The organism is Chryseobacterium koreense CCUG 49689, assembly GCF_001045435.1.
Lineage (GTDB): Bacteria > Bacteroidota > Bacteroidia > Flavobacteriales > Weeksellaceae > Kaistella > Kaistella koreensis.
Map to the genome: position 1 here is coordinate 100,933 of NZ_LFNG01000002.1, position 21,452 is coordinate 122,384.

Consider the following 21,452-nt stretch of genomic DNA (forward strand, 5'->3'; position numbering starts at 1 on the left):
TGAAATGACGGTGAAAATAACGTTTTTAGATCTCCACGTTTAGCTTTTCAATCTTCTTTCGATCTCCGACCACGAAAATGATGTCGTCCTCCAATAAAATTTCAGTGGATTTAGGATTGAGAATTCGTTCCTCTCCACGTCTGATCGCCACCACCAAGCCATCGGTCTTATCGCGGATTCCGGATTCACGGATGGACTTGTTTTTAGCAGGTGAATGATGATTGATCAGGATTTTACCCAATTTCACATCATTGACATCGGTTTCCACCACGGCTTCGAATTTGTCAAAAACAGGTCTGAACACCTGGAAATCGTCATCGGTGGTGATAATCCCCACTTTATCATAAGGCATCAGCACTTGATGCCGCTCCGGCGTATGGATGAGTTTTTCACCTCTTTTGATATATCCAATATTAATGCCGTATTTTTCACGCCACTGCAGTTCGACCAGAGGTTTCCCCACATAGTCGGCAAGCGGATTCACTTCCAGCTCCAGAATGTGGACGTCCCAAGCTGCAAGATTTTTTTTGATTTCGCTGTTGCCCGCAAGTCGTGTAACCGCTTCAGACTGCACATTTCCTGCAGATCGGTCATTGAGGTTTCTGATGAACCTTTTCTCAAGTCTGTTGTAGAAAAGGTTAATCCTTTTATTGAAGAGGAAAATGATGATTACCGCCACCGGAATTGTGATATAAAACGAAATCCGCGTGGAAGCAAATCGATCCAGAAAAAAACCGAGAATCGCAATTCCCAACCCGATTCTGAAAATTTCAATGATCAGCAAAGGACCTCTGTTGTATTTCTTTTTGGTCCACAATTCATTATATGCACCCGATTTGGGGCGCTTCATCATCAAAGCCCATAAAAACGGCACGATGAAAAGTATAGGAACTGCGATGCCAATCATGTTCTTGATGTTATTGGATTCCACATTTTCATTGATTTTCGGAATCAGGAATTTTGAAAATAAAAGATAGATCGCAATAATCACAATTCCATTGATCATCAGAATTCTTCCGTAGTTTTTGAGCAGGGTTTGCCAACTGTTTTCCGCCTGGATATTTTGAATGTTTGACGAATATTTGTTAATCCGCTCAATATATTTTGGTGGAATGATTTTCACTAGCCAATTATGCATCGGTTCCGAAAGCTTTATCATATAAGGCGTGGTAAAAGTGGTAATTGCCGAAACCCCCACCGCGACCGGAAAAAGGAATGGCGAAATCACGCCCAATGAAAGCCCCAAAGTAGCCACAATAAATGCGAATTCGCCGATTTGCGCCATACTCATCCCCACCTGAACGGATTGCTTTAAAGGTTGCCCCGAAATCAAAGCACCCAAAGCCGAGCTGAAAAGCTTGCCAAATATTGTCAAAAAGGTCACTGCCAAAATCGGAACCGCATAAGTGATCATATCGCTGTAGTTGATCATCATTCCCACAGAAACAAAGAAAACCGCACCGAACAGGTCTTTCACAGATTTTAATGTATGTTCAATTTTTTCGGCAACAGTAGTTTCCGCGATGATGGAACCCATCACAAAAGCGCCCAATTCCGCAGAAAAACCTACGGAAGTTGCAATCAGAACCATCCCCAGACAAAGGCCGATGGAGAGAATCATCAGAATTTCATCATCCACCAGATTTTTAATTCGCTTCAAAAAAGTAGGCAAAAGAAATATCCCCAAAATGAACCACAAAATCAGGAAGAAAAGCAGCTTCGCAACTGTGTAAAGGATCTGAGTCCCTTCAAATTCTTTGGTGACCGCAATTGTAGAAAGCAATACCATCAGCAAAATCACCACAATATCTTCCACCACAAGTACTCCAAAAACCGTTTTTGCAAAATTTTTGGTCTTCACTCCCAATTCATCGAATGCCCGAATGATAATCGTGGTGGAGGAACTGGCGAGCATTCCCCCCAAAAACATAGAGTCCATGGTATTCCAGCCGAGCATTTTACCCGTGAAATATCCGGCGATGGTGATAAAGATAATTTCCACAAAAGCGGTGATGGAAGCGGAACCGCCCACATTCATCAGTTTCTTGAAACTGAACTCCAAACCTAAACCGAAAAGTAGGAAAATCACCCCGATTTCTGCGAGCGTCTTGATGTTTTCATTATCTACGACAGACGGGAAAATCTTAAAATTCGGACTAACCAAGAATCCGGCGATAATGTATCCCAAAACCAGCGGTTGCTTGATCCTCCTAAAAATTAAAACGACAAATGCCGCTACAATTAAAATCAATGCCAAGTCTTCAATCAACTTCGGTAAATGTCCCATACTTCGTAAAAATCTCGATTTCCCCAAAAATAAAAAAATGCAATGATAAATCAAAGCATTATTCTAAAGTTTAGTTGAAGTTTCTGCGCAGTTATTTCACACTCGCAGCGTCTGGAACATTGATTTTCACGGATTCTTTTTCTCCACCGTTTGTCTGAAAAAAGCTATGTATCCAGCCTTTTAGCCTCAAAGTTTAAATTTTACCGAAAAATTCACCACTCTGCCATCAATCGGTGCCCAAAGTGGCCGGAAGGTCGGATTCAGCATACTTCCCGTGAACAGTGCTTCTTTTCTGCTTTGCCTGAAATCCAGGATGTTCTCGCAATTCAACACCAAAGTGAAATGCTCTCCGAAATCTTTGGAAATCATCGCGGCGGCGAAAAGATATCCGGGAGTTTCCGTGTAGTCCAACCGGTGCTGTTTTCCGGTATAGCTGGCTTCGATTCCCGCTTTCCATGTTTTGAATTCTTTCAGCGCAGTCATCGCAAAACGGTTTTTCGGAGTTAGCGGTATGAACTGATTTTCACTTAAATATTTGTTTTCAGCAATGGTAAAAGTGTAGCCAAGATAAAGTTCCCATTCGTCCAAAGTCGCCTTCACATAAGTGTCGAAACCTTTTGATACCACCGGTTCTGCTTCGTTCCTGAAATAAACATTTCCATTGGAGTCATAGTTCGCAATAACAGGATTGTTGATTTGAGTCAGGAAAAAAGCTTGATTGATAAAGATTGAATTTTTCTCGCCATCTTCCTCTCCGGAAAAAGTTTTTTTATAATTAAACTCCAAATTATATCCTACTGATTTTTCCGCTTTCGTGGTTTGAATATTGATTGGCAAAAGGTTTTCCAACGGATAATCGATGATTTGCGGAGCCAGAGCATTTGGAATTTTATAACCCAATCCAACTCCGGCTCTTGCGGCCCAGTTTTCATTAAAATGATGGATCAATGCAACTTGAGGAAGGAAGAAACTCCCAAAATTTTTGGTAAAGTCGTTTCGGATTCCACTTTCAATCGTGGTTTTCTGAAGCTTTAAGGTATTTTGAAGGAAAAGTCCGAAACTATTATTCTCAAATGCTGGAATCTGGAAATTTTGGAAATTTTCGGGGCTGAATTTATTTCCCTGAAAATCTGCGCCCAAAACCCAAATCATTTTATTCATAGGCTTTATGAAAGATAATTCCGAAAAATAATTTTGTTGATTCGCATCGAGAAAGTTCTCATTTGAACTGAATTTCCGCTTGAAATCGCTCCAACTGTTTTTCATTTCCAATTTGCTGTGATCCGAAAATTTTTGCTGAAAGACGAATTCGTAAGTGTTTCTCCTGGTCTTATTTTCCTCGAAATATTGGTGGTTTTGGTCCGGATTTCCTTTGATGACCAGCATATCGCCACCAAGGTTTTGATCGAAACTTCCGCTCCAACCAAGGGTAACCGTGGAATTTGGTGAAGGATAAAAGAACAATCTTGGGTGAATATTCACGGAGTTCAATTTTGGAACGTCTGAGAAACCGTCTTTGTTCACATCCTGTGCATTTTGCGAAGTTCCACCGGCAAAAAAAGTATATCCGAAAATGCTGAATTTCTTGGCTGCAAAAAAGTTCAGGTTTTTTTCATCTAAAGTGGAGTAGTTCGCCAACGCCGTCAGTTCCTGTCTGGAAGTAGGTTTTCTGGAAATCATGTTCACCAAACCGCCGATTGCGCCACCTCCGTAAAGCGTGGAAGCAGAACCTTTGATCAGCTCAATTTGCTGCAAATCGAGTGGTGGAATGTTCAGCACGCCCAATCCGCCGGAAAATCCATCAAACAACGGCATTCCGTCTCTTAAGATCTGGGTATATCTTCCGTCCAAACCCTGGATCCGAACATTGGAGTTTCCCGAAACTGGCGAAGTCTGCTGGATCTGAACCCCGGAAATATCGCCCAGAATACTTGCAATTCCCATCGGTTTGATTCCGCTTTCTTCCTGCATGTCTTCTTTTCCCAAAACTTCCACTTTCTGTGGTGAGTTCTCTATTTTTTGATCCGTTCTGGAAGATGCCACGATGATCACTTCGTCGATTCTTTTTTCGGTGGTGGAATCTGTTGGTTTTTGTTGGGAAAATGCTGCTGAAGAAATAAGTGTTAGGATCGGAATGATTAACTTTTTCATCTATGATTTAAAGTGCAAAATTAGCTATTTAAGCCTTAAAATAAAGGATTTCGAGATTTAAAAAATCATTAAAATCACGTTATTCACCCTGCTGCGAATGTTTTCTGTGGGCAACAAAAATCAACAACGAAATGATGATGATTGAAACCACTGACGCGTTCAGTGTTCCCAAATCCAGTCCTCCTTTTGCCCAAGGTTTGGTGAGGAAATCCCCGAAAGTGGCACCAAAGGGACGGGTGAAAACAAACGCAATCCAAAATAATAGAATGTGGTTGATCTTCGTGAAATAGTGCATCAATACCACGACCAGAATGATTACGCCGCAAATAACCGCGCCTTGCAAATAAGAGAAACCCAAATTGTCACCCAAAAAATCTCCAAATGCGGTTCCCAAAGAATTTGAAAATAAAACGGCGATCCAGAAATAAATTTCTTTAGAGCGTTGGAAAATGGGGTAAACCTCAAGGTTTCTGTATTTTCTATACCATAGAAAAAGCGTGATTAATAAACAGGTAAGCAAGATTGCACTTCCTCCCGCATATCCGATTTTCAAGGTTCTATCGATGAAATCCGAAATCTCTGTTCCAAAGGTTGTGGTTCCTATGATGACCAGCCAAAAAATTGCCGGCACATATTTTTTAACTGCAAGTTGCATGGCCAGAAAAATCAGGAAAAGTGTTGCCGTCACACTGATTCCCACATAATAACCCAGGTTCAGTGTTTGAGAAATGAAGTCGCCCAAGGTTTCACCCAAAGTGGTGGCAACGATTTTCATCAGCCAGAAAATCAGGGTGATTTTTGTGACTTTGTTGAAGTTTTGGTTTTCCATTTTTTTTGCTTTTTATTTTTTTAAAACAAATCTTTAGTCAAAAATGTCATGCATTAAAAAGTAAGGACCTTGAGATCCATTGAATGTGCAGAAATTAAATTTCAAATATTTGCTGAGCTTTTTCAAAAAAAAACAGAAGCGGAATTACTTCTGTTTTATTTGGATTTCAAAGATTTCATTCTTCAGTACAGACCACGGTTCCATCTTCTTTGAACACCACTTCTTTTTTAACCTGACCTTTAGATAAATCGACTTGATAGTTAATTGACTGATCTGCCAGATTCAGTTTTTCTGCATTTTGATCCGGCATATAATCTTTAAAACCTGTGTTCAGTTGATTTAGTACGGCTTTTGGAAGTTCGTTTAGATTAATGTCGGTTTCCTGTTGCACAAATTGCCCGTCCATCTTAAAAATGAGGGAAAAAGACGGCGAATCAGATTTTTCTACGGTGACGTCTATGGCTTCCATGCCCGAACAAAGCGGATCTTTTACTGCACTTACCATTTTGTATCCATAATAATTATGAGAAATAAATTCCTGTATGCTTGCCGGCAAAGTATCCAGATTAATGTTTTCGCTGGCGTCTTTTGCGGCTTCTACACCTTGTTTTACACTTAGTGCATCATCAGATGATTGCTGATCGGAAGTTTGTTCGGTCATTTCATGCTGTTCATTTTCTTTACTCTCTTTGCAAGCGTTGAAGGTTAGTAACCCTACCGCAGCAAAAACGGTGAATAAATTTTTTGTTTTCATTTTCTATTGGTAAAAAAATATTAATTTGGAGAGACTTTAGAGCCACTCGTTATATTTTTTGATGTACCAGGTTTTCACCAATTGGGTAAGCAAACTATACATCAGCAAAATTCCAGCCAACCATGGAAAATAAGCGATTGGAAGTGCTTGCATTTTAAGCGATGCCGCAACCGGGGTAAATGGAATCGCAATTGCAATTAGCATGATCAGTGAAGTGACGGCAGTTAATGGTGCTGAAGCCCAACTTTGAATAAACGGGATTTTCCGGGTTCGAATCATGTGCACAATCAGTGTTTGTGAAAGAAGTCCTTCCACAAACCAACCCGTCTGAAATAAAGTTTGATGCTCCGGACTGTTTGCCTTGAAGATGAAAAACATCACCGCAAAGGTTGCATAATCGAAAATCGAACTGATTGGGCCAATCCACAACATAAACCGCTGGATGCTTCCTGCTTCCCATTTTTTCGGTTGCTCCAGAAAATCCTGGTCCATTTTATCCCAGGGAATTGCAGATTGCGAGAAATCGTACAGCAAATTCTGGGTGATAATTTGCAAAGGAAGCATGGGCAAAAATGGCAGAAGCGCACTTGCTCCCAACATGCTGAACATATTCCCGAAATTGGAACTTGCTGCCATTTTGATATATTTGATGATGTTTCCGAAAGTCTGCCTTCCTGCCAAAACACCTTCTCGAAGCACCATCAAATCTTTTTCGAGCAAAATAATATCGGCACTTTCCTTTGAAATATCTACCGCCGAATCCACGGAAATTCCCACATCGGCTTCCTTCAAAGCGGCGGCATCATTGATCCCATCACCTATAAAGCCGATGGTGTTTCCTGCTTTCCGCAAAAGGTTTACAATGCGCAATTTCTGCATTGGGTTGATTTTTGCGAAGATTACGGTTTCAGAGAGTTTTCCCTTTAGCTCTTCATCAGAAAGTCTTTCCAGTTCTTCGCCGAGCATTATTTTGTCGGTAGACAATCCCACGTCTTTCCCCACTTTTTTTGCAACCAAGTCATTGTCACCGGTAATGATTTTAACTTCGACTCCGAGTTGGTGCAAAGCCTCAATACTTGGACCCGCCGAAGGTTTGGCAGGATCCAGGAATCCTATGAATCCAGTCATGGTGAGTTCCGATTCATCTTTTTTAGAGTAATTGGTCGGATGATTTTCACCAAACTCACGAATAGCGATGAGCAAAACGCGCAATCCTTCCTCGTTCATTTGTTTAGAAATATTGAGGATTTTATTTTTCACATTTTCATCCAAATCAATTTGTTTATCTTGCTCTATGTGGAGCTCTTTGTCGGGACCCGGGTCAAATGATTTGGTGCATAAACCGATGATTTCCTCCACGGCACCTTTGCAGATGAGCAATTGTTTTCCGTTTTTCATTTTCAGGATGACCGACATTCTTCTTCGCTCAAAATCAAACGGAATCTCGTCTACTTTCTGAAAATCGGACTCTATGTTGATGAGGTCTTGAACTTCGGTATGTTTTAGCACGGCTTCATCCATCAAATTCCGCAGTCCCGTTTGAAAATAGCTGTTGAGGTATGCCCATTTCAGCACTTCCTTATCGTCATTTCCATCGGCGTTGAGATGTTTTTCGAGGGCGATTTCATTTTTGGTGATGGTGCCGGTTTTGTCACAACACAAAATATTCATTGCACCGATATTTTGGATCGCGTCCAAATGTTTCACGATGACTTTCTTTTTGCTCATCGCAATGGAACCTTTGGAAAGATTGGCGGTCACAATCATGGGTAGCATTTCCGGAATCAATCCTACTGCTACTGCAATTGCGAAAAGTAATGCCTCAATCCAATTTCCTTTAATCAAACCATTGATCAAAAAAATGAGCGGCACCATGACCAGCATAAAACGAATAAGCAGGAAACTCACCTTGTTTACTCCTTTTTCGAATTCGCTTTCAGAACGTTTTTCACTGATCTTTTCACTGATTTGCCCGAAATAGGTCTGGGTCGCAGTGTTCAAAACCAGTGCAGTTGCAGATCCGCTCACGATATTTGTTCCCATGAAACAAAGATTTTCGAGCATCAATGGGATCTGCATGGCAGCGTTTGGGATGGCGGTGGAATTTTTTTCGGTCGGCATCGCTTCACCGGTCAGCATTGCTTCGCTGCAGAATAAATCCTTGCTCTGGATGATTCGGCAATCTGCGGGAACCATGTCTCCCGCGGAAAGTTTGATGAGGTCTCCCGGCACAATCTGCGTCACTGAAATTTCTTCGGGTGGCTTATTTTTCCTTTTCACCGTGGTGGAAGTGGTGACCATTTTCTTTAATTGTTCCGCTGCGCGATTGCTTCTGAATTCCTGCCAAAACCTCAGCAATCCGCTGAAAACCACCATGATCGAAATGATGATGACGGTGCTGGGATCTTTTTCATTGGCTGCGGCCATGATATTATCTACGAAATAAGAGATGACCGCGATTACCATTAAAATAAAGGTGAACGGATTTAGAAACGCATTCAGCAGTTGACGGTACCATTTTGGGGCTTTCTGGTAATTGGCTTCATTTGGGCCGTATTCTTCGAGCCGCTTTTTTGCTTCTTCTTCTGATAATCCATCATCGCTGGTTTTCATATTTAAAATAGCTGCTTCGGGCGACAGCGCTGAAATTTTCTGAAGCAGCAACACGTGGTGTCCGGAGCTGATTTTCGGTGTGATGATTTTGGTTTTGTAGAAGAGTTTCATCAGGTGGAGTTCTCAAGTGATTTTAAGCGAGTGATATACAAAATTACGGTTTTGGATCAGAGGTTTTTGAAAAAAAATCAGATTAGTTTTCAGCATGGATATCAAAAAAAATCAAAGACTTAAAAGGATGGTTTATGCTAAAGCCTCATACAGTTCAATTTCCATTTTGTGGCTTAAAGTTTTGGTTGGAAAATGGTGGTGCGGTAGGAACGGTGATCACATTGAAACCGTGTTTTGTTTCCTGATGGCAACTATTGCAAGTGTTGGTGAGGATCAGGTATTGGTCTTCGAAGTCTTTGGTGTTTTGTTTTTGGATGGCAGTTTTTAGGTTTTCCAGAGGCACGTCAATCATACCGATGGATTTCGTTTCAGGTCGGTCTTTGCAGAATTTTTTGATGTCGTCCATACTTTCTTTAATTTCATGGATTTCAAAATCCGCTAATTTCCAGTTTTCATTTTTTCCCGCGAACCACAATTTGTTGTGATGAACCTGCACGCCGCTCATAAAATCGCCAAATCCAGGTTGGTACGCATTTGCCTGCAAACTGTCGATTTGGGTTTGCAGATGTTTGATATCGTTATTTTTCTGGTTGCAGGAGAGCAAAATGGTGCTTGCGATTAAAACTAAGTATTTCATCCCGGTTTGTTTTTATTACACAAAGTTGGTGAAAAAATGGTTACTATTTGAAGTAAAGTATTGAATTTCAATTAAGTTGATTTTTACTATTGAATAATCTGAATCTCCATTATTTCGCGCCATTTCCGGCCACCTATTTTTTATTTAGATTGGCATTCACAAAGGCTGCAAGTCTTTTGGTGTCTCCTCCGTAATGATGGTCTCCGTGAAGGTGGAGCAAACTGTAATTTTTGAGCTTGATTTGCGACAGTGGGAAGTGATAAAATTCAAAATCGCTCACAATCAGAGTGAATGGAACGTTTCTCAAATTGTTGATTTCATTCAAAACACTGTATCCATATTCTTTTTCCCCGGTCACATATTCGGCGAGGTGGATCTCGAAATCATTCACTTTTGAAGGTCCGATAATGACCAGGTTTTGAATATTTTTTTTGAAATCTTCATCCAGTCTGTTGTAGATAAATGGCGCAACATCCGCTCCGTAAGAAAAGCCGACGAGAATTATTTTTTTGTTGGTCCGGTTTGCGGTGATTTCCTTTAAGAATTTCTCGGTATCTTCTGCAGTACTTTCCGGAGTGCGTTTGGTCCAGAAATATTTCCGGGTATTCAAGGCGAAAACGTCATATCCAAATTGATGCATATTTTGCCCGAAACTTTTAGAGAAAGAATTAAATCCTGCATCGCCGCTGATATAGAACAGTACCGGTTTTGAATCATTATTGCTATTCCACTGAGCCACCGGAAATTCATTCCGGTTCCCGCAGGAAAGGACGAATGCCAGTAGCAAAAAAAACGGTGAAAATTTGCGTGTGTTTTTCATGGTGCGTCAGTTCCGCAAGTTATATTTCTGCCTGTTCCAATTAAACTTTTCAAGTTTGATGAGGCGTAATTCCTAATAATTTCTTCCTGAATATTTTTTTTCATGATGAAACTGGTTTCATCACTTTGTTCAATGCCGCCGGAATTCCAACCAAATCAAAATCGCTGCCATAAACCAGGTATTTGTTTTCCCAGGAGTCGGCATATTTTTCCTTGAAGTCCCGTAAACTTTGGTAATGTTTGAAACTCCCGATCCGGTTATAGACAAATTTCAGGATTTCTTCTGCTGTATTGTCAGCTGTTTTATCGCCACCCAAAGGAGTCAGTCCCAAATTGATGTATTTGAAATCCTTTGATTTTGCATATTCCACCAATTTCACAATCATCGCATCCATGCTTCCGTTTGGCGCTTGAGAAGTTCGGCGGATCAAATCGTAGGTACATTCATCCGGTGCAAAATCCGGAATAATGTTCAGAAAGGCTTCAATTTCGTCGTTATCGTTTTTCAGCAATATTAAATCTTGGTTCACAATTTCGGCGCGATTGAACATTCCCTGAGAGAAAACCATTTCCGACTTGTTGAATTCATTCAACCATTCATCGGATATTTTTTGGATTTGATTTAAAAGTTCTTCGCTGTGCGGCGCAGTGCGTATCTCTGTTTGGTAACCTTTTTTGTTCAGCGAACTCAGTCCGTTTCGCAAAGATTTTCTTTCTTTTCCCTCAAGTTTGAATTCCTCCACATGCATAATCGCTTCCTGACCCACGAAGAGTTTCTGCTTTTTTAAGCCATTAAAAAGGAACAGGCTTCCTTCATCAATTCTGTAATAAATAGGTTTTGCACCAATTTTTTTGGAATAATCCTCAAATTCCTTAATCATGGAGATTTTGTCTGATGGTGCGCAAACCGGTTCTTCTAACACTACTGCGTAATTGTTGGCAATGCGGTAGGAAATGAAACCATCCTCATTTTCAGAGAAGAAAAGTTGCTTGTCTTTAGAAATCTTAAAAAAATCAAGTGGTGAAGTTCCGTAAATGTTCACCAGATTTTCTGCCTGTTCGAAATCTTCCGAATCCTCCATGGAACCGGTGATTTTTCTCACATTGAAAACAGAAAATATAAGCAAAATCCAAAACGATATTCCAAGGAAATAGTTTAAATATTCGAAATCCCGTGCAAATCCGGTTTTTGGCAAAAGATCATTTTCCTTAAAGAGCAGGAAGTTTTGGAAGGTGTAATAAAGTGCTTCGTTCCAGGTGAAATCAATGCCGAAATGGCGTTTGTCAATAAAATAAAAACTCAGGAAATTAAAAAGCACAAGTGCCGCCAAAACTCCCAAAATCCAGGAAAATCCGGTTCTGAAAACTTTCCCGCTGGATTTCAGTACATATTCTCTTCGGGTGAAAACCAAAATCAGAATGATGATAAATGCAACGAGGGCTTCTTCATAATCAAGCGCCTTCAGCAAATTTCCGGCAAGCGAAATGATGGCGAGGATGAGCGCGAAATACCATCCCCGTTTCAATCCCCGGATTAAATAGGCAGAAGTGACGATGAGCAAAATCCCGGCGATCAGTGTGAGGATTTTGGAAAAATGCAGAATCCCTTCCGAAAAATAGAGTTGCGAAAAATGCAGTCTTTCCTTTAAAGGTGGAGTAATGACAGAAATAATGTTGATCAATCCCAAAAGGAAAATCGCAATTGCAGGCAAAATTCTGGCGATGACTTTCCGGCCGTGCCAAAGAAATGCAAAAACTCCCAAAACCAGCGGAAGCCAAAACTCGAAAACCCTGTACAGCAAAGTGATTCCCAATCCCTGACTGTGCGAAAAACCGAAATTGGCGAGAATATAGATCAGCGAAAATTCCACAGCGCCTAATCCTCGCAAAAATGGCGAAACCAGCATCAGCAAAACCGAAATCGTGTATCCCACGGCGGCAGCAGAAAAAGAACCTTCCGCACCAAAAGCATACATCGCGATCAGCAAATGGAAAATTCCGCAGAATTCTATTAAAACCGAGATGAAAATCGTCAGATAAAAACTTCGTGAATTGATTTCGCTACCAAAAACTTCATCAATATCGTCGATTTTTTTGGGATAATATTTTTCGGTGAGTTGATAAAGAATTCCTTTTGTCCTTAAAGAATTGACGAGCCAAAAAACCAGTGCTACAAAAATCCCAACTACGATCAACCAAAACCACGATTCCCCGAAATTTTTGTTGATCACTGCCGCATAGGCAACCACCGGAATTCCAACTAAAAAAACGGTCAGAATACCGATGAATCCATAGATTGCACTCGCTTTGTGGATGTTTTGTTTGTTAGGGATCTTTCTTTGAATGGGTTTGGGAGTGAATGCGAGTGAAGAAATTCCACCTGCCGGAAGAAAAACGCTCAGGAAATTCCTTTTTAAAAAAAGTTCGATTCCATCAATTAGCGAAAGTTTGGTTCCCACTGTGCTGAAACTCGCCACATACATCAATGCCTGCAAAACCACATACAGGAAAGTGAGCAAAATCCCGATGAAGATCCAAAGAGAATCCGCCTGTTTGAGCTGGGGAATGATGGATGCCATCTCTTTTCGTTCGCTTCGGAAAAAAACGAAAGCAAGGAAAAGGATAAGTACAGCAAGAATCTCCTTCCAACGGATTTTTGAGATGATTGTTTTTATTGTGCTATTTTTAGGTTTGTCCATAAATTAAGGGGGAAGAATCTGCATTAAAATACATTTCGTCCGTCTTGGGTTGGGCGCTGTTCCTATCGGTGCCGTCTATTGCTTTTTGTTCAAATGTAAGAAATTCAGGAAAACTGTCCACTATTCATATCGAAGTGCTTCAATCGGATCTAGTTTGGATGCCTTCAATGCCGGATAATAACCAAAAAATACACCCGTGATCGCACAAACGATGAATGATAATATGATGGATGAAGTAGTAATGTAGGTTGGCCAAGATAAAAATGTTGTAACCAGGGTAGAAGCTGTGACGCCCAAAACCACACCGATAATTCCCCCGGTTATGCTGATCAGAATGGCCTCGATGAGGAATTGGAAAAGGATATCCTTTCCTCTTGCACCGATGGACATTCGGAGTCCGATTTCTTTGGTCCTTTCCGTCACCGAAACATACATGATGTTCATGATGCCGATTCCACCGACGATGAGCGAAATCCCCGCAATTGCCGAAAGAAGCACGGTAAGCAATTGGCTGGTAGAGCTCATCGTGGAAATTAATTCCGCTTGGGTTCGTACCGAGAAATCATCGCTGCTTCCATCCGGCGGCAATTTGTGTTGTTTCCGTAGAATGTTGGAAATATCGTCAGATGCTTGTGCGGAAGTGTTTTCGCTGGTTGAAGAGGCATAGATCGTTTGAACCCAGGTGATTCCTAAAAACCTCCGCTGTACCGTGTTGAACGGGGCGATGATCACATCATCTTGGTCCTGGCCAAAAGTATTGGCGCCTTTCATCGCCAGAACTCCGATTACCGTCATCGGAACTTTGTTGAATCTGATGGTGCTTCCAATGGGATCTTCGCCATTCTTAAAAAGATTGTTTACCACGGTTTGCCCCAGAAGGCAGACTTTGTTGGACGAGGCGTCATCTCTTTGTGTGAAAAGCGAACCGTTTGATACGTCCCAGTCTCTGATTTTGAAATAGTTCACATTGACTCCCTGAAGTTGGGTGGGCCAGTTGTTTGCACCACTGATCGCTTGTCCGTTGGTTTGTACCGCTGAGGAAACAGAGGAAATATTTTGAGAGCCCTTCGCAATGGCATCCGCATCTGCCGAAACCAAAGTCCGCAAACCGGATGCACCAATTCTGGCACCGCCGGAAACATTCACATTACTGGTCGGTCGGATGGTAATCATGTTGGAACCCATCGAGGAAAGCTGTTCGCTGATGCTTTTTTTTGAACCCTGCCCAATTGCAGTCATCGCGATGACCGAGGCAACACCGATGATGATTCCAAGCATGGTGAGAAATGCACGCAGTTTATTCCGCAGAAGTGCTTTCCAGGCGATTTTGAAAAGGTTTGAAAATTTCATCCGGTTTTCATTTTTTAGGTTGAATGGCGGTATCATCCGAAATCGGCAGATTTGCGAGTGCCTCTTTTGCGGATTTGATGTTGTCATTTTTTTGGTCCCTGATAACTCGTCCATCCCGCAAAGTCACGGTTCGTGTGCTAAAAGTTGCGATGTCCGGTTCGTGTGTCACAAACACGATCGTTCTGCCTTGGCTGTTCAAATCCTGCATCAAAGCCATGATTTCATAGGAAGTTCTGGTATCGAGGTTTCCGGTGGCTTCATCGGCAAGGATCATCACCGGTTCGTTCACCAAAGCACGGGCAATTGCGACTCTTTGCTGTTGTCCTCCAGACATTTGGTTCGGAACGTGATCCATTCTGTCCTGCAATTTCACTGCAGCTAATGCCGTTATGGCTTTTTCGTGCCGTTCCTCAGACGAAACATCGGAATTGTACAAAAGCGGAAGTTCCACGTTTTCTTGCGCGGTTGTCCTCGGCAACAGGTTATATGCCTGGAAAATAAAGCCGATTTTCCTGTTTCGCAATGCGGCAAGCTCGTCCCGGCTCAGGTTTTTCACATTCACGCCGTCCAGGATATAGTCGCCACTTGTAGGTTTGTCCAGACAACCCAGAATATTGAGGAGGGTGGATTTCCCGGAACCGCTGCTTCCCATGATGGTGACAAACTCGCCTTTTTCCACACTGAAGGAAACCCCTTTCAAGGCGTGCACAATTTCTTCACCCATTTTGAAATTGCGGGTAATGTCTATTATGTCTAAAATTTTATCGGCCATCGTTTAATTTAATTTCTTGGCGAACCACCCTGATTTTTATTTCTGTTCGGTCTTTGCGGCAAGAATGGGCTTTTTGCCGTGCCGGGAGATTTGTTGCTTTCTTTTTTGTATCCGGTGATGATGTTGTCGTTCACATCAAGTCCAGAAATGACCTGGATTTCGGTATCGTTGCTTTTTCCGGTCCGGATTTTTTTATGGGAAATGGTTTGGTTGTCGGCCGCCAGAATCCATACTCCGGATTCGTTTTTATTTTGAGCGGTACTTCCGTTGTTTGGTCCGCCGTTGTTTCCACCGGCGTTTTTCCCGTTCCATTGTTTTTTACCATTATTAAAAGGGGAATTGATTTTGAAATTTTGGGCAACCAGACTATCGGGACGGAAACTTGTGGCACTCAGCGGAATTTTCATCACATTGGGAATATTGCTTGTCACTACAGAGATATTCGCAGTCATTCCCGGTTTCAGCTTCATATCGGAATTATCGGTTCCAATGATCGTGATGTAATTGACCACGTTTGATGAAACTGTCGGATGCATCCTTACTTCCGAAACTTCCCCGGCAAAGGTCTCATCGGGAAATGCATCCACCGTAAAAGTTGATTTTTGACCCACCAGCACATTACCGATGTCGGCTTCCGCAATATATGCCTGAACCTGCATTTTGCTCAGGTCTTTTGCTATACTGAACAAGGTCGGCGTGCTGAAACTAGAAGCAACGGTTTGTCCTTCGCTCACATTTCTGTTTAAAACCGTTCCGTCAATCGGCGCATAAATATTAGTTAAAGACAAATTCTTGTTTGCTGCGGCGAGCTGTGCAGTGGTTGCTGCCAATTGTGCTTTTGCGGCATTGTATTGATTTTGTGCAGTTTGAAAATCTGATTTGCTGATTGCTCCCACTTTGTATAATTGCGTCTGTCTGTCGTAATTGTTTTGGTTAAAGACAAGGTTGCTTTTCGCGCTTTCTAGATTGGCGCGGATTTGCAGCATTTGTTCGCGGAGCAGGGTAGGGTCGATCGATGCTAAAAGCTGTCCTTTTTTAACCTTGGAGTTAAAGTCCACATAAATGTGGTTAATTGTTCCCGAAACCTGGGTTCCTACCGCCACAGTATCTACGGGTTGCACTTTCCCTGTCGCAGTGATGCTGGTAGAAATGTCGCCGGTTACTGGTTTCGTGGTTTGCAGTTGAATTTTTATCTGGTCGTTTTTTTTGAGATAAAACCAAATTCCTCCGATTGCCACAATTCCTGCGACTAACCAAATAATCCATCGTTTATTATTCTTTTTCATTTTTTATTGAAGTGTGATTTGGTTGGTAGAATAAAATTCGTAAATCTGTCTGTTCAGTACTGCCGAATATTTTGCCTGAAGGTAGTTCTGCAACGCCTGGATATAGAGCAATCTTTGCTGCTGCAACTGTACATAATTAATGGAGCCAATTTTCATTTCGGCATTCACGATGTCTAAGCTTTGCCTGTTGAGGTCAAATTGTTTCTGTGCCGATTCATATTGAGAAACCGAGTTTTGCAGACTGATATAGGCTTGCTCGATTTGCTGGTTCAGGGTGAGTTGTGTGTTTTTCAGATTCAGATGGGCCTGGTCAATTTCAATCTTAGATTTCTCGATGCTGGTTTTATAGATCCTGTTGTTGTAAATGGGGATTCCCAAACTCAGTCCCACCGGAAGATAAAAATTGTTGCCCAATTGATTGAGGTATCCGCCGTTGCCAAAATTGTAACCTGTTGAAATATTCCCTACCAAATTCAAGGTCGGCTTGATGGAGGCTTGAGCCATTTTCAATCCTGTTTCTGCGTTTTGCACATTCAGCTCGCTGTACTTGATTTCCGGGCGGCTATTTTGTGCGGTGTTCTGGATTTCTCCTAAAGACCGGATTCCAGCAGAAACGGTGATGTTTTCGGGTGATGAAATTTGGAGGTCATAATCTGATGGAAGTTGAAGAAGCTGTTTTAGATTCAAAACATCGCTTCGCAAACTGTTCTGTGCCTGAACAAGGTTGAATTGGTCTTGGGCGAACTGGATTTCCAACTGCAGATATTGCAATTTGGAAATGCTTCCGGCATTGTAAAGTTGGCTTCCCTGTTTCAGTTGGATTTCAGAGGTTTGGAGCAGGCTTTCGATGGAAACAATATTTTCTTTCATCATCAAAATGTTCAAAAATGCCTGTGCAATACTTACCGAAATGTTGTTCTCCGCTTCCTTTACCGATAAGTCAGACATTTGTAGCAGCAGATTTTTGGACATTTCGTTATTCTTTATGTAATGGTCGTGGTACAAAGTCATCGAAGAATTGGCACCAATGCTTTGTGATTGCGCTCCATTTACATTTAGTCCGTTCTGGCCGTTGACCGCGAAAAGCCCTTGAGAAAAGGTTCCGTTCAGATTGGGATATTTCGCCTCTTTTGCCTGAAGCAAGTCCTGCTGCGCCGAATTCTTGGAAAGACGAAGGGAGTTGATGGAAATATTGTTTTGTTTGGCGAATGCGATGCAATTTTCCAAAGTCCATGCACTGGGATAATTGCTGCTTTGGGCAAAAACTCCGAACGGAACAAGTAAAATTCCTAGCAGAAACGCTTTTTCCATTATTGAACTTATGGTAATCATCATGGATTTGATTTTTAGTTCTACAGAAAGTTAATCGCCGAATTTACATTTAAGGTATTTTAGCTTACCTTAAAATGAGATTAGAAGAATCTGAACTTAAAATTAATAAAAAATCACACTGCATTCATCATCTTTCAAACACAGACTTTAACAAAAATAAATAGGAGCACCCTTTTCTTACCTAAATTTCACCTCACCAATTCATTGTTCCGCATCCATTTCAATTCCGTGATCGGTTATGATTTAACTTTTTGAAATCACTATTTGCGGTGCATGCTACGCCGTGGTCACGTTTCCCGTCCTTTTTAGAACACCCCAACTTTGGATTTCACCTTTCACTGCTTTTCGGATGGATTTGAACAAAATATAGTACATCAGCTGCCGGTAAACCAGCCGCTGCGGAATCATCCAAATCAGTTTTTTGAAATCTTCTTTCTCAAACGCAAAAGCAAGGGCCGCTCCTGCAATATCTACCAAAGAGAAAATCAGGTAATAGGCGATGATATGGACCGGATCTGCCACAATTAATCCTAACCCGGACAAGATTAAACTCAACACCAAAAGCAAATCAGCAAGTGGAGCCAAAAAAGGCAACAAAATTTGGTACAGTAAAATATTGGGCAGAGCGACCCTCCCAAAATTTTTGTACCGTTTTCTGAAAATCGCGTCCCGGTGTTTCCAGAAACTCTGCAAAATCCCGAAACTCCATCTGAATCGCTGTTTCAGAAACTGGCCGATGGTTTCCGGTGCTTCAGTATAAGAAATGGCATCGTTGCAGTTTTCAATGATGTAACCTGTTTTGTGGAGCCGCATCGTCAAATCGCAGTCTTCTGCCAAAGTATCGGTGGTGAAACCGCCCGCTTCCAGAATGGCCTTTCTTCTGAAACCGCCTATTGCACCCGGAACAACCGTAATGCAATTCAGTAGCGAAAACGCTCGCCGGTCGAAATTCTGAGAAGTGATGTATTCAATACTTTGTCACTTGGTGATCATGTTGATCTCGTTTCCTACCTTCACATTTCCCGCCACCGCGCCTACTTCTGCGGGTTTTCCCTGGAGGTAAAAAGTCTCGATTAATTTAGTGACGGCGTCGGTTTTTAACTGGGTGTCTGCATCGATGCATACCACGAATTCCGCATCGCTTTTCTGGATTCCGAAATTCAGTGCAGAGGCTTTTCCGCCGTTGGGTTTGGTGAAGACTTTCACTTTCGGGTTTCCGTCGAACGCTTTTTTCACGGTTTCAAAAGTGGAATCCTTGCTTCCATCATCCACAAAGACAATGTCGAGATATTTGTAGTCCTGCATCAGCAAAGACTCCACGGTTCTCACCGCATTCACTTCCTCATTGTATGCCGGAACAATCACGGAAACCGTCAATCCATCTGGAATTCCTTTAAATTCTGACCACAATCTCTTCTCTCTTTTTGTTTCGAACCACGCGAGAACGGCCATGAAAATCATTCTGCCAATCGACAATACAATGCCGATCAGGAACAGCGAGTAAATAATTTGACCTAACCAGTAACTCGCAGAGGCAAAGAAAAAATTCACGTCATTTTTCCAACTTCTTTTTACCGGCGGCATCAATTGGGATTCGGGAACCTTCATCAAATCGGCAACGGTGGTGAATTTGCAGCCTTTGTCCTTAAAATATTTAATGATTGCCGGGAGCGCGTCCACGGTCGGTTGCCGGGTATCTCCGCCGGAATCGTGAAGCAAAATGATGCTCGCGTTATTTTGTGTGGCGAAGCGGATGGTTCTATTGACGATGGAATCGGCATTCATTTTTGGGTCCCAATCATTGGGGTCAATGCTTTCTCCTACGGCGATATAGTTGTCCTTTTTGCTTTGTGCCAAAGGTTCCAGTTCCTCGTAAGTCTGCGGTTCGGAATCCGCATTATAGGGCGCTCTGAACAAAACGGTGGATTTTCCGGTGATGGCTTCTATCAGGGACCGGGTAGTTTTCAGTTCCAGAGCTGCTCTTTCGGGCGACATTTTTGCAAGGTTGCCATGGGTGAAAGTGTGGTTTCCTATTTCAAAACCCATGCGGTTGATGCGCTGAACAAGTGGGATATTCGCTTCCGCATTTTCGCCGATGAGGAAGAAGGTGGCGGGAACTTTTTCTTTTTCCAAAATATCCAAAATCTTCGGAGTATATTTCGCGTTCGGGCCATCATCGAAAGTGAGGATGATTTTGTGGCCGGGACCTATTTTCGTGCTGTCCTCAGCAAATTTTTCGTACAAAAATCCGGATGGAAGTTGGTTATAGCGCTGTTCCGCGATGAGGTTTTCATTTTTATCCACGGTGATTTTTGTGCGGCCCTGCTCCGGCGAATACAGAATATTGATCAGTTCGCCGCTGCCAATGGAAGTGGGTTTGGTATTGAAATTCGGCGGCATCATCTCAAGCAGCGTGTAGCTGAACGGCTGTTTTTTCAAGGCATCGGAACTTAAATCCCTGCCATAAAAAGTCCAGATTCGCGGATCTTCACTTCCCAGTCGCCAAATCGCGGTGCCGGCATTGCGGTAGTCATCAGAAAATCTCACGATGTTGAAAGCGGTAGCGGCATCGGTAAACCAAACGTCATTTTTGGACTCAAACTCATAGGCGCTTCCGGCAAAATCATAGGCATAGTGCAGGTTGTATGAGTTGTTGTCAAAACTGATTGCCGATTTTGAAATTTTCGCACGGTCAATCGCCTGGCTGTAGGTGATGTCTTCGGTTCTGGTGCCATTTTCGTCCTTTATCCATTGTCTTCCATAGGCTCCGATTCCCAAAATCAATTTCTCTGAAGGAACATCTTTGGCAATGACGTCCATTTGTTTTTCGATCCATTTTTGGTCAGAGATGGGTCCCGCCTGCGAAGGATCGTTGAACTGGTCATACGCCATCACGATGAAATAATCCGAGTAGTCTTTTAGAAATTTTATGTTATAATCGGAGTTATCCGGCATGATGTCGATCGACACGGTGAGTCCGTTTTGCTTGAACTGGGTGTAGAGGTTTTTCATAAAGGCATTCAGAAACTCGTCTGAATTTTCCTTCATTTCCTCGAAATCGATATTGATTCCCTGGAGTTGGTTTTGCTTTAAAGTGGAAATAATTTGCGCGATCAGGTCATTTTGAATCTTCTGGTCATGCAGCACGGTATGAAGCAGGTCTCCGTTGAAATTGCCCTGTTTTCCGGGGATGCTGATAAAGTTGTTGAGAATGGGTTGCACGCTCAAGCCGTAATGCTTCATCACCGAAAGTGCCTCCTTGTCAATTCTGGAATCGAGTCGGTAGGTTTTGGGATTGATGAAGAACCATTCGGGATAAATGGTGTTGAGCTTTCCGCCGTTGGATCGCAAATCGAGCAGAGAAAGCGGGCTCCACGGGGTATAGAACGCCGCACGAATCAATTTTGCATCCACATGCTGCTTGCTGCTCTCTTCATAGGCGATTCTCTTGTTCAGGAAATCTTTGAACCCTTTGAATTTTTTGTTTAATGGCGTGCTTAAAGTGAAGGCATTGGAGGGGTCTATTTTGGATTTATAGGAATTCCCGACAGATTTCATCAGGGGCATCGTGGGGTTTTTCCCCCTCAATACGGTGATTATTACTATAGCGGTGATGAAGATCAGGATGGCGCCGACAATGCGGAAGGTCCATTGGGTCGCCTTATATCGTTTTGCGTTTTCGGTCTGGAAAATTTGTCGAGATTTATCGGGCATAAAGCGGCTTTTTTTTTTGCAAAGTTCATCAATAAATGCTCCAAGCAGAATGTCTCCAATTAAATTTTGATTAAAATTTCGGTTGCCATTTTCACTTA

General features: G+C 42.2%; 12 protein-coding genes and 1 pseudogene. All 13 read right to left on the bottom strand.

Annotated elements, in window-relative coordinates; translation table 11 throughout:
- Nucleotides 1-25 precede the first annotated feature (25 nt).
- Complete coding sequence (locus ACM44_RS01695) at nt 26-2,287, bottom strand: cation:proton antiporter domain-containing protein (RefSeq protein WP_048498391.1); 2,262 nt, start codon at nt 2,285-2,287, stop codon at nt 26-28.
- A 186-nt stretch (nt 2,288-2,473) separates the two neighbouring features.
- Entirely contained in the window at nt 2,474-4,438 is a 1,965-nt protein-coding gene (locus ACM44_RS01700; RefSeq protein WP_053215423.1) for a TonB-dependent receptor plug domain-containing protein, read from the bottom strand.
- A gap of 79 nt (nt 4,439-4,517) precedes the next feature.
- Nucleotides 4,518-5,267 carry a COG4705 family protein gene (locus ACM44_RS01705; RefSeq protein ID WP_048498392.1) on the bottom strand — a complete coding sequence of 250 codons (750 nt, stop codon included), beginning with the start codon at nt 5,265-5,267 and terminating at the stop codon, nt 4,518-4,520.
- A gap of 175 nt (nt 5,268-5,442) precedes the next feature.
- Nucleotides 5,443-6,021 (bottom strand): PepSY-like domain-containing protein, encoded by a 579-nt coding sequence (locus tag ACM44_RS01710; RefSeq protein ID WP_048498393.1) that lies wholly within the window; start codon nt 6,019-6,021, stop codon nt 5,443-5,445.
- 36 nt (nt 6,022-6,057) lie between these two features.
- Nucleotides 6,058-8,745: a magnesium-translocating P-type ATPase gene (mgtA, locus tag ACM44_RS01715; protein ID WP_048498394.1), complete on the bottom strand. Its 2,688-nt coding sequence runs from the start codon at nt 8,743-8,745 to the stop codon at nt 6,058-6,060.
- A 154-nt stretch (nt 8,746-8,899) separates the two neighbouring features.
- Entirely contained in the window at nt 8,900-9,382 is a 483-nt protein-coding gene (locus ACM44_RS01720) for a hypothetical protein (protein WP_048498395.1), read from the bottom strand.
- Between the two features lie 133 nt (nt 9,383-9,515).
- Nucleotides 9,516-10,202, bottom strand: a complete 687-nt coding sequence (locus tag ACM44_RS01725; RefSeq protein WP_048498396.1) for an AcvB/VirJ family lysyl-phosphatidylglycerol hydrolase — start codon at nt 10,200-10,202, stop codon at nt 9,516-9,518.
- Between the two features lie 100 nt (nt 10,203-10,302).
- A complete protein-coding gene (locus ACM44_RS01730; RefSeq protein ID WP_048498397.1) occupies nt 10,303-12,900 on the bottom strand; it encodes a phosphatidylglycerol lysyltransferase domain-containing protein in 2,598 nt (865 codons plus the stop codon).
- Between the two features lie 120 nt (nt 12,901-13,020).
- Complete coding sequence (locus tag ACM44_RS01735) at nt 13,021-14,250, bottom strand: ABC transporter permease (protein WP_048498438.1); 1,230 nt, start codon at nt 14,248-14,250, stop codon at nt 13,021-13,023.
- A gap of 7 nt (nt 14,251-14,257) precedes the next feature.
- Complete coding sequence (locus ACM44_RS01740) at nt 14,258-15,022, bottom strand: ABC transporter ATP-binding protein (RefSeq protein ID WP_048498398.1); 765 nt, start codon at nt 15,020-15,022, stop codon at nt 14,258-14,260.
- 8 nt (nt 15,023-15,030) lie between these two features.
- Entirely contained in the window at nt 15,031-16,308 is a 1,278-nt protein-coding gene (locus ACM44_RS01745; RefSeq protein WP_048498399.1) for an efflux RND transporter periplasmic adaptor subunit, read from the bottom strand.
- Between the two features lie 3 nt (nt 16,309-16,311).
- Nucleotides 16,312-17,643 (bottom strand): TolC family protein, encoded by a 1,332-nt coding sequence (locus ACM44_RS01750; protein ID WP_048498400.1) that lies wholly within the window; start codon nt 17,641-17,643, stop codon nt 16,312-16,314.
- Between the two features lie 273 nt (nt 17,644-17,916).
- A pseudogene (locus ACM44_RS01760) lies at nt 17,917-21,354 on the bottom strand (polysaccharide deacetylase family protein).
- Nucleotides 21,355-21,452: the final 98 nt, after the last annotated feature.